Origin of the sequence: Arthrobacter flavus (assembly GCF_039526005.1) — a bacterium.
Lineage (GTDB): Bacteria > Actinomycetota > Actinomycetes > Actinomycetales > Micrococcaceae > Arthrobacter_D > Arthrobacter_D flavus.
The window spans coordinates 231,176-242,817 of record NZ_BAAAIJ010000059.1; the positions used below are offsets into that span (position 1 = coordinate 231,176).

At 65.0% G+C, this 11,642-nt stretch carries 10 protein-coding genes; 9 read left to right on the forward strand and 1 reads right to left on the reverse strand.

Annotation, left to right across the window (positions count from 1 at the left end; genetic code table 11):
* Nucleotides 1-126: 126 nt before the first annotated feature.
* The 9 genes from ABD059_RS16090 (at nucleotide 127) to ABD059_RS16130 (ending at nucleotide 10,866) form a co-directional block, all read left to right on the forward strand.
* Entirely contained in the window at nucleotides 127-1,062 is a 936-nt protein-coding gene (locus ABD059_RS16090) for an FKBP-type peptidyl-prolyl cis-trans isomerase (protein WP_343881875.1), read from the forward strand.
* A 45-nt stretch (nucleotides 1,063-1,107) separates the two neighbouring features.
* Nucleotides 1,108-1,503 (forward strand): FKBP-type peptidyl-prolyl cis-trans isomerase, encoded by a 396-nt coding sequence (locus ABD059_RS16095; RefSeq protein WP_343881878.1) that lies wholly within the window; start codon nucleotides 1,108-1,110, stop codon nucleotides 1,501-1,503.
* Between the two features lie 75 nt (nucleotides 1,504-1,578).
* Entirely contained in the window at nucleotides 1,579-3,549 is a 1,971-nt protein-coding gene (locus ABD059_RS16100) for a helix-turn-helix transcriptional regulator (RefSeq protein ID WP_343881879.1), read from the forward strand.
* 60 nt (nucleotides 3,550-3,609) lie between these two features.
* Nucleotides 3,610-3,948, forward strand: a complete 339-nt coding sequence (locus ABD059_RS16105) for a hypothetical protein (RefSeq protein ID WP_343881880.1) — start codon at nucleotides 3,610-3,612, stop codon at nucleotides 3,946-3,948.
* Between the two features lie 61 nt (nucleotides 3,949-4,009).
* Nucleotides 4,010-4,309: a Sec-independent protein translocase subunit TatA gene (tatA, locus tag ABD059_RS16110; RefSeq protein WP_343881882.1), complete on the forward strand. Its 300-nt coding sequence runs from the start codon at nucleotides 4,010-4,012 to the stop codon at nucleotides 4,307-4,309.
* 60 nt (nucleotides 4,310-4,369) lie between these two features.
* Nucleotides 4,370-5,155 (forward strand): twin-arginine translocase subunit TatC, encoded by a 786-nt coding sequence (gene tatC / locus ABD059_RS16115; protein ID WP_343882171.1) that lies wholly within the window; start codon nucleotides 4,370-4,372, stop codon nucleotides 5,153-5,155.
* Between the two features lie 55 nt (nucleotides 5,156-5,210).
* The gene (locus ABD059_RS16120; RefSeq protein ID WP_343881884.1) at nucleotides 5,211-8,033 is read left to right on the forward strand and encodes a DEAD/DEAH box helicase; all 2,823 of its coding nucleotides are present in this window, start codon (nucleotides 5,211-5,213) and stop codon (nucleotides 8,031-8,033) included.
* Between the two features lie 32 nt (nucleotides 8,034-8,065).
* Nucleotides 8,066-9,724, forward strand: a complete 1,659-nt coding sequence (locus ABD059_RS16125) for an amidohydrolase (protein WP_343881886.1) — start codon at nucleotides 8,066-8,068, stop codon at nucleotides 9,722-9,724.
* 410 nt (nucleotides 9,725-10,134) lie between these two features.
* Entirely contained in the window at nucleotides 10,135-10,866 is a 732-nt protein-coding gene (locus tag ABD059_RS16130) for a polyprenol monophosphomannose synthase (RefSeq protein WP_343881888.1), read from the forward strand.
* A 156-nt stretch (nucleotides 10,867-11,022) separates the two neighbouring features.
* Here ABD059_RS16130 and ABD059_RS16135 read toward each other — a convergent pair whose 3' ends face one another.
* Nucleotides 11,023-11,370 carry an RNA polymerase-binding protein RbpA gene (locus ABD059_RS16135; RefSeq protein ID WP_024477045.1) on the reverse strand — a complete coding sequence of 116 codons (348 nt, stop codon included), beginning with the start codon at nucleotides 11,368-11,370 and terminating at the stop codon, nucleotides 11,023-11,025.
* Between the last annotated feature and the right edge of the window lie 272 nt (nucleotides 11,371-11,642).

Here is an 11,642-nt window from a genome sequence, read left to right on the forward strand (position 1 = left end):
TGAAACTGGTCGACAGGAGAAACCAGCGGCCGTAAACCGTTACGCTGGATAGGTTCATTCACGACAATGGCCAGCTTTCTGCGGCCCCCACGGCACGCGCCACCGATCACCTGCGAAAGAAGCACCGTGCGAAAAGCTCTCACCCTTGCTCTACCCCTCCTCTTAGTGTTGTCCGCCTGCGGCGGTGATACCGGCGACGCTGAACTGAAGACCTCCGGCGACGCCGCAATCCTTGAGTCCGTCCGGGTTGAGGGCGGCTCCGATGTGGAAGCCCCCGAGGTGACCTTCGAATCACCACTGGACGTAACCGGCCCCGCTGCTGCCACAATTACCGCCGGCGACGGCGAGGCAATCGCCGACGGGGACCGGGTCTCCTTCCACCTGGTGGGCCTGAACGCCGAAGACGGCACAGTCCTCGGCGACACCTATTCCGCCGAGCCGCAGACCCTCGACCTGATCGAGAAACTGCAGGAAGACGACCCAGAGCTCTACGAAGTGCTGGTGGGGACCACCATCGGGTCACAGATCGCCTACACCAACGTGATCGAAGGCCAGGAGCCCCAGCAGCTGATCGTGATGCAGGTACTCAGCGCTGAGGCTGCGCCTCCGGTGCCGCCGGAGCCCGAGGTGCTCAGCCCCGAAGCCGTTGAAGAGCTCGACGCCGACGGCCAGCTTCCCACCTTCACGTTTGACAACGACGACGCACCTGTCATCGAGATTCCCGACAACGAACCCTCAGATGACCTGGTCATCAAGGTCCTGGAAGCCGGCGACGGTGAAGTGATCACCGAAGAAGACACCATCGCTGCCAACTATGCCGGGTGGCGCTGGGAAGACGGAGAGCAGTTCGACTCCAGCTACCCCGGTGGCGAGCCGATCGAGTTCCCGCTTTCCGGTGTCATCGAGGGGTGGACCAAGGGCCTGGCCGGCCAGACGGTCGGCAGCAAAGTCCTGCTCGTCATCCCGTCGCCCATGGCCTACGGCGACCCAGCCGCCGAAGGACGCCCCTCGGGGACCTTGGCGTTCTACGTAGAAATCGTCGAAAAGGTTGCCGCCGAGTAAACCGAGCTGCACCCTCACACCACCACCACCACCACAAGGAGAAATATGTCTATCGGATCCAACGACGCCGCCCGCACCAAGCCGGAAATTGAGTTTCCCGGCACCGACGTACCGACCGAGCTGGTCATCTCTGACCTCATCGAAGGCTCCGGCGACGAAGCCAAGGCGGGCGACACCGTGTCAGCCCACTACGTCGGTGTCGCTTTTTCCACCGGCGAGGAATTCGATTCGTCCTGGAACCGCGGTGCGCCACTCGACTTCAAGGTCGGCATTGGCCAGGTCATCCAGGGCTGGGATCAGGGCCTCCTCGGGATGAAGGTCGGCGGCCGCCGCCGGCTGGAAATCCCCGCCAACCTGGCCTATGGGGACCGTGGTGCCGGTGGAGCGATCGCCCCCGGCGAGTCCCTGATCTTCGTCGTGGACCTGATGGGACTGCGCTAACCAGGACCCACCTGTACTGGGACGGGCTGGGGCGCAGTGTGCCCCGGCCCGTCCCGGGCGGGTACTCTTTCCAACGTGTCAGCTAAACGAACCGAACGCCTGCTCTCCCTGGTCATGCTGCTGCTCTCCACCCAGCGCGGCTATTCCAAAGAGGAGCTGTTCCAGAAAATCGAGCTCTACGGTGGTGCGCCCACCCCCGCCGCCCGAGAGAAGCTCTTCGACCGGGACAAGGCCATGCTGCGTGAGCAGGGCATCCCCGTCCAGTCGTTCAGCGACGACCCGGCGTTCGACCACGACAACTCGATTCGGCGCTACCGGATCGACGCCGCCGAATACCGTCTCCCGGCGGTGACCTTCACCGCGGAAGAGTCTGCCGCGCTGACCCTCGCCGCAGGAATGTGGGATGTTGCCACCCTCGACTCGGCGGCCGCCCGGGCGCTGCGGAAGCTCCAGGGTCGCGGCGCCGCCCGCGACGACGACGCTGCCATTCTTGTGGAACCGCGTATCCGCACCAATGAACCGCACTGGGATGAGGTGTGGCGCGCCACGACCTCCCGCCGACCCATCACCTTCGGCTACCGCGCCGCGAGTACCGGCAGGGAGGAACAGCGGCAACTTCAGCCCTGGGGCATGGGAAGCCGCTACGGGCACTGGTATGTGGTCGGCCGTGACCTTGATCGGGGCGAGGAACGGTATTTCAGGCTCTCCCGCATCACCAGCGCGCCAGTCCTGCTCGAAGGGTCCTTCGACGTCCCCGACGGTTTTACGATGCTTTCCTCCCTGGCCTCCCTCGACCGGGCCCACGAGCCATTCGCAGCGGTGGTCGCTGTCCAACCCGACACCTGCCATCTGTTGCGCACCCGACGCGGAGCGCAGAGCGACGCTGCCGGTGACGGGTGGGACCTCCTCCGGTTCCCGTACGGCGACACCGGGGGAACCGCAGCCGACATTGCCGCCTTCGGCCCTCGCGCCCGGGTCATCGCACCCCCAGAACTGGTGGCGATGACGAAGGAGCTGCTCACCCGGGCCGCCGCTACCCAGGACGGGCCGCTCCCTGAGGTTGAGTTCACCACGTCAGCACGCCGATCGGCTCGCCCGAAGACCTCAGCCGATGCTCATCTGCGGCGCCTCCTCGACCTGGTGCCGTACCTCCTCGATCATCCTGGCGCGGACCTGGATGAGACGGCTGCCCACTTTGGTGTCACCCGCACCCACCTGGCCGCCGACCTCGAGCTCCTGTTTGTCAGCGGCCCACGCTACTACCCGGATGGGCTGATCGAAGTCAGCCTCGACGAAGACAGGATCTTTCTCAGCAATGCCGATAACCTGGCCGAGCCGCTCCGCCTGAACCTTGATGAGGCCTGCACCCTCATCGTCGGCCTGGATACCCTCCGGCGGCTACCAGGCCAGGACCCGGACTCAGCGGCAGCCACCGCCCACGCCAAGCTCACCCAGGCGGCCGGGGACGCTGGCCGGGTGGGCAGTGCCATCGCCGCCACCTTGACAGAGGAAACAGTCGGGTCAACCCTGGAAACCATCCAGGAAGCCCTCCGGTCCCGGGTCCGTCTGGAACTGACCTATCTCGTGGATACCCGGGACGAGGTCACTGAGCGCACTGTGGAACCCATCCGGGCCTTTTCCCGGCACGACAGCTGGTACCTCGAGGCGTGGTGTACCAGCGCCCGGTCGGTCCGGAACTTCCGACTCGACCGGATGCAGGCCGTCCGGCTCACCGCTGATCCGGTGGACACCGCACGGGAGCCTGAAGCCGACGGCGACGACGTCCTGTTCCGTCCAACGCCCGGCGATGAGCTTGTCACCTTGTTGCTGCACCCGCCGGCCCGATGGGTGGCTGAACACTATGCCGCCGAGCGAACCCAGGACCTCCCTGATGGCCGCCTTGCTGCAGAAATCAGGGTGGCCACCACCGGGTGGATCCCGGGTCTGATCAGCAGGTTGGGGGGAGACGCCGCCGTCGCCGGTCCCGAGGCCCTGCGACACGAGTGCTCGGTCTGGTTGGCTGCGGCCCTGGCGAAGCGTTCCTGACCCGGGGTGGGGCAGTTCCCGTTGTCGCCGCTGCAGTTCTGGCTCCCTTAGACTTGGGGTATGCCTTGGTGGACGTGGATTGTGATTTGGGTGGCCCTGTTGGCGCTGACCCTGGTGGTACTGGCCGCGCTCGGTTACTTCCTGTTTCGGAAGGTTAAGGCACTCCTCAAAGAGGTTGGGCACGCCAGCGAGGTGCTGGACCGGACGACCAGCCCGACCACCAGCACAGAGGGCGCCGTGAGGGAGCCCAACATCGCCGTCTTCAGGGATCCGGGAACGGTCCGGGACGAAGGCACCGAGGCCAAGGCACTGCGGGTCGCCTACCGACGGGAACGCAGGATTCGGCGCAGGGTTGGCCGCGGACAGCCGGTAAGCCTTCGAGACCTCCCCCACGTGTGACTCCCGACCGGGGAGCACCCACCAGCGTTACCCCGGTTGAGAACTATGAAAGGATTTCATCATGAGACCTGAAGGTTGGGCACTAGTTGCCATCATCGTCGTCGCCCTGCTGCTCTTCGGCGCCCCGAAACTGCCCGGGCTGGCCCGCAGCGTCGGCCAGTCCCTGCGGATTTTCAAGTCCGAGGTAAAGCAGATGAAGGACGACAGCCCGGACAATGCCTCCGAGCCGGATTCCCCGGTCGAAGGACGCATTGTTCCGCCGGCGCGCACCGCCACCGATCAGCCGGATCAGACCGGGACGGCCGCGCCTGGACAGCACAATCCACCAGGGTCAGCCGATCCGACCTCCCGCACACCGTAGGGTTTGCGGGCGGTGCCAAAGGTGAGCGGCAGGAGCCGCAAATCCAACCCTGAGGGTCGGATGGCCCTCAGGGAGCACCTGAAAGAGGCTCGAAACCGGCTGATCAAATCGGGCATAGCGCTGGTTTTGGCCACAGTTGTTGGGTTTTTCATCTACAACCCGGTCCTGACAGCGCTCTCCGAACCCATCCTGGACCTCAACGCCAGGGAGGGCAGGGAAGCCGTCCTGAACTTCGACGGGGTCGCCTCACCATTCGACCTCCTGGTGCAGGTCTCGGTCTTCATCGGCATCATCCTGGCGAGCCCCGTCTGGCTCTACCAGTTCTGGGCTTTCATCACTCCCGGGCTGAAGACCAAGGAGCGCCGTGTGGCGCTCTCCTTCATCGCCGTCGCGGTTCCCCTGTTCCTGGCCGGCATCTACCTCTCCTGGCTGGTCTTGCCGAACGCGGTGCGGGTCCTCACCGACTTCACCCCCAGCGGGTTCTCGAACATCATCCTGGTAACTGCCTACATCACGTTCGTGTTGCGCCTGATGCTGGCGTTCGGTATCGCCTTCCTCCTGCCGGTGGTGCTGTTCGGCTTGAATCTGGTCGGAATCCTCACCGGTAAACAGATCCTCAAGGCCTGGCGGATCACCGTCTTCCTGATCTGCGTCTTCGCGGCGATGGCCGCACCGGGCGGTGACGCCCTCGGCATGCTCTACCTGGCGGCACCCATGCTGGTGTTGTTCTTCATTGCCATCATGCTCTGCCTGCTCAACGACAAACGTCGTGATCGGCGGCGAGCCGCCCTGGACGCCAAAGTCGAGGCCAGCGCCGACACAGCATCCGACCTGGACGGACTCTGACGCCTGCCTCCACTGGTTGCCAGCCGACGGGCCGGGAGAGATTAGGCTGGTTCGTATGACCTCCCCCGCCGAGCGGTACCAGCTAGCACGGGCGCGTACCGCACACACCACCACGTCACTGTTTCAGTTCGAGCAGACCCTGGGGTTCGACCTCGACCCCTTCCAGCGGGACGCCTGCGTCTGTCTCGAGGCCGGTCGGGGGGTTCTCGTGGCCGCTCCCACGGGCGCTGGGAAAACTGTGGTGGGCGAGTTCGCCGTCTACCTGGCCCTCGAGAAGGGCCTGAAGGCGTTCTACACCACCCCGATCAAGGCGCTGAGCAACCAGAAATACTCTGAGCTCTGCGCGGTGTATGGCTCCGACCGGGTGGGGCTACTCACCGGCGACACCTCAATCAATCCCGACGCCGCAGTGGTGGTGATGACCACAGAGGTGTTGCGGAACATGCTGTATGCGAACTCGAACACCCTCGACGACCTCGGCTACGTGGTGATGGACGAGGTGCACTACCTCGCCGACCGGTTCAGGGGCGCCGTCTGGGAGGAAGTGATTATCCACCTGCCCTCGGAGGTGCGCCTGGTGTCCCTCAGCGCGACTGTTTCGAATGCCGAAGAGTTTGGCGCGTGGCTGGATACGGTGCGCGGCCAGACCGATGTAGTGGTCTCGGAGCACCGACCGGTTCCACTCTGGCAGCACGTCATGGTTGGACAGCACCTCCTGGACCTCTTCGCCGGCGACGTGGCTTTTGACGAAGCCGCACCCGCTGGTCCGGATGCGGGGGCCGAGGACCGTTACGAGGTCAACCCTGAACTCCTTGAACTCGCCAGTTCGGAGTCACGTCTGAACCAGCGTGCCGGCTGGGGAGCGGGCGGCGGTTCGCGGCGGGGCCGGGGTCCGGCGAAGCGGCCGCCAGCGGCAGCGTCACGGGTCAGGCGTGCCACCCGGCCGCAGGTGATCAGTGCCCTGGACCGGGACGGTCTCCTGCCAGCGATCACCTTCATCTTCTCCCGCAACGGGTGTGAGGCAGCGGTCAGCCAGTGCCTCGACGCCGGCCTGTGGCTGACCACCGAACCGGAACGCGAGATCATCAGCCAGCGGGTGGACGAAGCGGCGGTGGACCTGCCGCCCGAGGACCTGGCCGTCCTCGGGTTCTGGGAGTGGCGGGAGGGCCTGATCAGGGGCTTCTCGGCCCACCACGCCGGGATGCTTCCCACCTTCAAGGAAGTGGTGGAGAAACTCTTTGCGCTGGGACTGGTGAAGGCCGTGTTCGCGACCGAGACCCTGGCACTCGGCGTCAACATGCCAGCCCGTTCGGTGGTGCTGGAAAAGTTGGACAAATTCAACGGTGAAGCGCACGTCAACGTCACAGCGGGGGAGTACACCCAGCTGACGGGACGCGCTGGCCGCCGGGGCATTGACGTGGAGGGGCACGCCGTCGTGCTGTGGCAGCCGGGGACCGACCCGGGAGCCGTGGCGGGTCTCGCCTCCCGGCGGACCTACCCGCTGAACTCGAGCTTCAGGCCCACCTACAACATGAGCATCAACCTCGTCGCCCAATTTGGCCAGGACCGGTCCCGGGAGATCCTTGAGACCTCCTTCGCCCAGTTCCAGGCCGACCGGTCAGTGGTGGGACTCGCGAAACAGGTGCGGACCCGCGAGGAGTCGCTGCGGGGCTATGAGCAGTCCATGACCTGCCACCTCGGGGACTTCACCGAGTATTCGAGGCTTCGCCGTGAGATTTCCGATCTGGAGGATCGCGCAGCGAAAACCAACTCACGGAGCCGGCGGTCTGCCGCGGCCTCCTCGCTCGAAATGCTGCGGCCCGGCGACGTCGTCGACGTGCCGGCAGGACGCATCCAGGGCTATGCGGTGGTCCTCAGCTCCGACACCTCACGGGAGCCCCGCCCCACAGTCCTCACCGAAGACAAGCAGCTCCGACGGCTGGGGGTGCAGGATCTCAGCGGCCCCCTTGAGGTTCTCTCCCACATCAGGATCCCCAAAAACTTCAACGCCCGCAGCCCCAAAGACCGCAGGGACCTGAGTTCGTCGCTCCGGAACGCGCTCCATGACAAGCGTCCACCCCGCCGCGGGGCCAGCCAGGACGGTTTCAACTCCAGCGCCACCGAGCGCCAGGAAGCCGCTATCGCCGAGTTACGACGCAAGCTGCGTTCGCACCCCTGCCACGGATGCAGCGACCGGGAACAGCACGCCCGGTGGTCTGAGCGCTGGTGGAAACTGCGCCGCGAGACTGATCGGCTGTCCGGACAGATCAGGGGCCGCACCAACACCATCGCCAAAACCTTCGACCGGGTGTCGGACGTTCTCCTTCGCTACGGGTATCTGCAGGACACCCCGTCCGGGACCACCATCACCGCTGCCGGCCGTAAGCTGCGCCGGGTCTATGGGGAGAAGGACCTGCTGATCGCCCTCTCCCTCGAGCATGGTGCTTTCGAGGGGCTGGACGCCGCTGAGACTGCCGCGTTGGCATCGGTGTTGGTCTACCAGGCGAAACGGGAAGAACGCGGTCTGCGCCCGAAAATGCCCGGCGTCGCACTCGACCCGTCGATTGACGTCGTCGTCCGCCAATGGTCGGCGCTGACCGATCTGGAGGAGCAGTTCAAGCTTCCGGTCACCGGGGAACCCGAGCTGGGTCTCGTCTGGCCCATGCACAAGTGGGCCAGGGGCAAGGCCCTCCAGGCTGCGCTGAGCGGAACCGAACTGGCGGCCGGCGACTTCGTGAGATGGACCAAACAGGTTGTGGACCTGCTGGATCAACTCGCCAAAATTGACGATCTGCCTCCCGGCCAACGCCGTCTGTTTATCGACGCGATTGGCCTGATCCGTCGCGGTGTGGTGGCCTACTCGGCCATCAGCGACTAAATGCTTACGCCCACCACCTGTCTGGAGCACGCATGACCCCGACCCGCCCAATTCTGTACCGCAACGGCTCCGTGTATAGCGCCGCTGACCCGTTCGCGACCGCGATGCTTGTCGACGGCGACACGGTTGCCTGGATCGGCTCCGAGCATGCCGCCGAGTCGCTGGCGGATGCCACCATGACTGTGGTTGACCTGGCTGGCGCGCTCATCACCCCAGGCTTCGTGGACTCCCACGTCCACACCACCGAAACAGGACTGGCCCTGGAGTCCATCGACCTTTCCTCCTGCACCGGCATCACTGACCTGTTGGACCGGGTCTCCGCGGCGGCGCGCAGCGGCGTCAGCACCGTGCTGGGACACGGCTGGGATGAGTCACAGTGGCCGGAGCGCGTGGTCCCCACCGCCGGACAACTGGACGCAGCAGGCGGAGGAAAGCACGTCTATCTGGCCCGCGCCGATGTCCATTCGGCGGTGGTCTCCGGGTCCCTCGCGGCTGCGCTGGACCTGGCGAACCTCGACGGGTGGGACAACGGCTTCGTGGTACGTGACGCCCACGTCACAGCGCGGCTGGCCTCCCGGAACCTCGACGACGGCCAACGTTCCGCCTATCAGCGCGCTGCGCTCCGCCGCGCCGCGGCCAACGGGATCGTGGCGGTCGCAGAGATGGGTGCACCCCATATCTCACCAGCGGCCGATCTTCAGGCCTTGCTCCGGATCGGCCAGGACCCGCTGGGGGAGCAGCTCCCGGAGATCCTGCCGTACTGGGGACAGCCTGTCACCTCGGCCACCGAGCTTCAGGAGGTGCTGGCGCTGTTCGATGGCCGTCTGGCGGGCCTGGGCGGCGATCTGAACGTGGACGGCTCCATTGGGTCCCGGACCGCGGCGCTCCGGCAACCCTATGCTGATGACACCCATCGGGGTTCGGTCTTTCTCCAGGCCGACGCGGTCGCCGCGCACCTGGGTGCCGCCACCAGCGTGGGAATGCAGGCAGGTTTCCACGTTATTGGGGACGCCGGCCTGGACGTGGTCCTGCAGGGTCTCGCGCTGGCAGCCGATGCGCACGGTATCGAGGCGGTCCGGAAAGCACGCCACCGACTGGAACACGTTGAACTCGCCGACGCTGAAGCTATCGACCGCCTGGTGTATTTTGGGATCACCGTCAGCGCCCAGCCGGTCTTCGATGCGCGTTGGGGTGCTGCCGACGGGTTGTACAGCCAGCGGCTTGGAGCTGCGAGGATGACCGGGATGAACCCATTCGCGAGCTTCCTGGCGGCAGGGGTCCCCCTCTGCTTCGGTTCCGACAGCCCTGTGACGTCCCCCAACCCGTGGGCGGCAGTCCGGGCGAGCGTGATGCACCACAACCCCGCCCAACGGATTTCCGCTCGGGCAGCCTTTATCGCCCACACCCGGGCCGGTTGGCGGGCCGTTGGCACGGGTCACCCGTTATTGGGCCAGCTGGTCCCTGGCGCTCCGGCGTCGTACGCCGTGTGGGAGGTGGAGGAGCTGATGGTGCAGACGGCTGACAGCAGAGTGCAGTCGTGGAGCACCGATCCCAGGGCGGGGACACCGCTCCTGCCTGCCCTCGATACCGGAGCGGATCCAGTGTGTCTTGAGACGGTCCACCGGGGCCGACAGTTGTTCCAGGCCGAGGGTTTCAACGAAAAATCATCGCCCCTGCGGTCAGTGTCCTGACCTGCGCAAACAGCTGTTTGTGCAGGTCAGGAGGCTGTTGACAGCCGCTCCACAGCACGTAAGCTGTGGAGTCAACGGGTCAGGAATTCAGAGAATATCTACTGACCCGATCGGGCCGATGAAACGCAGATCTATGGCAGCCACCGTTTTGCAGTGGCTTACCCGCGCGTTACGGCATCGGTACACCGGAAACGGGTAGATTCGCGCGTCAGTAGAAAACAGCTGTGATCCTTGGATCCGTGCTGGCCCGAAGGCGTGCGGATCTACCCGGCCATCCGCGGCACCCCGACTCGAGCGGTCTGGTGGTTCTTTTCTGTCCCACGCGGGCATCCAATATACTGGGCGTTTGGTTCCGGGCCCCGGGATCCGTGCGCCACGGCGTATCAGCTACGTGATCAGAGGTTGCCTGAGTGCGAGTCGTCACCATCATTCCCACCTACAACGAGATCGAGTCACTTCCGCTGACGGTCGAACGACTGCGCCGGGCAGTACCTCACTCAGACGTCCTGGTGGTGGACGACAACAGCCCCGACGGTACCGGCGGGCTCGCCGACACGCTGGCCAGCGCCGACCCGCAGATTCATGTCCTGCACCGCACGGGCAAGGCAGGCCTGGGAGCCGCTTACATCGCGGGATTCACCTGGGGACTGGACGCTGGCTACGACGTCCTGGTTGAGATGGATGCTGACGGCTCCCACCGGCCCGAGCAGCTACAGTCCCTGCTCGACAAGGTAGCGGACGCCGACCTGGTCATTGGGTCGCGTTGGGTCCCCGGCGGCAGCGTGGTGAACTGGCCGCGACGCAGGAAATTGCTCTCCCGGGCCGGCAGCACCTATTCAAGACTTATGCTCGGCATCAATGTCCGGGATATTACCGCGGGCTACAGAGCGTTCCGCCGCGAGACCCTCGAAAAGGTTGAGCTGACAACCGTCGACTCGGTGGGGTACGGGTTCCAGGTGGACATGACCTTCCGGGTGGCGACGCTCGGCCTGAAAATCGTTGAGGTTCCGATTACCTTCGTGGAACGGGAGTTCGGGGCATCAAAGATGAGCGGCGGAATAGTCCTGGAGGCCATTGCCAACGTCACCAAATGGGGACTCGCCGCGCGGTGGCGTGCAATGACCTCGCGCAGCAAAGCCTGAGTTTCTCGACTCCCGCGACAGAGACGGCCCTCAGCTCCATTGTTGCCGGTTCCTTCCGGCAACCCTTGCTGCCAGGGCCGTTTCTGGGCTCGCCGGGCACGAAAAAGCCGGGCTGACCCTGATAGGTCAGCCCGGCTCGTCCAATGTCCTGCGCTGCTAGGCGGACTGGCGCTCTCCGCGGCGTTCCCGCAGAATGGTCAACCGGTCCTGGAGGATCTGCTCCAGCTCGTCCATGCTGCGGCGCTCCAGCAGCATGTCCCAATGAGTACGCACGGGCTTGTCACCTGAGGTGTCGGGGCGCTCCCCGTCTACCAGCAACGCTTCCTTACCGGTTTTGGAAACCCAGACCGGCGGGACGTCAGCTTCCGCCGCGAAAGTGACGAATACCCGCTCACCGTCTCCGCAACGGTATTCAACCCGCTGACGTGGAGCTGGCTCAACACCGGATTCAGTCTCCATGCTTTGCGCTCCGAGGCGCATTCCGCGCAAGCTACGATCACTCATGTAATCTCCTACTCAACAATTTGGCATCCGTGACAGCGGATGATGGTGCGGTAGTGGCTACCGCAACCTGCCCCTTACATAACGCTGCGGTCGTGGCGTCTGTTCCCGATCTGACCAGCGAAAGTACGGCAAACACCCAATTATACTCTGGGTCAGGGCACAAAAAGAAACCGGACGGCTGATCTGAGTCAGCCGTCCGGTTTCTTACAGTGCCCGGTCCTTGCAGTGCCCGGTCCTTGCAGTGCCCGGTTCTTACAGTGCCCGGTTCCAGG

What these genes read in the sequence shown, in the direction of transcription:
- tatC (WP_343882171.1), top strand. Translation starts at nt 4,370, where the DNA reads ATGGCCCTCAGGGAGCACCTGAAAGAGGCTCGAAACCGGCTGATCAAA.
- tatA (WP_343881882.1), top strand. Translation starts at nt 4,010, where the DNA reads ATGAGACCTGAAGGTTGGGCACTAGTTGCCATCATCGTCGTCGCCCTG.
- ABD059_RS16105 (WP_343881880.1), top strand. Translation starts at nt 3,610, where the DNA reads ATGCCTTGGTGGACGTGGATTGTGATTTGGGTGGCCCTGTTGGCGCTG.
- ABD059_RS16095 (WP_343881878.1), top strand. Translation starts at nt 1,108, where the DNA reads ATGTCTATCGGATCCAACGACGCCGCCCGCACCAAGCCGGAAATTGAG.
- ABD059_RS16135 (WP_024477045.1), bottom strand. Translation starts at nt 11,370, where the DNA reads ATGAGTGATCGTAGCTTGCGCGGAATGCGCCTCGGAGCGCAAAGCATG.
- ABD059_RS16125 (WP_343881886.1), top strand. Translation starts at nt 8,066, where the DNA reads ATGACCCCGACCCGCCCAATTCTGTACCGCAACGGCTCCGTGTATAGC.
- ABD059_RS16120 (WP_343881884.1), top strand. Translation starts at nt 5,211, where the DNA reads ATGACCTCCCCCGCCGAGCGGTACCAGCTAGCACGGGCGCGTACCGCA.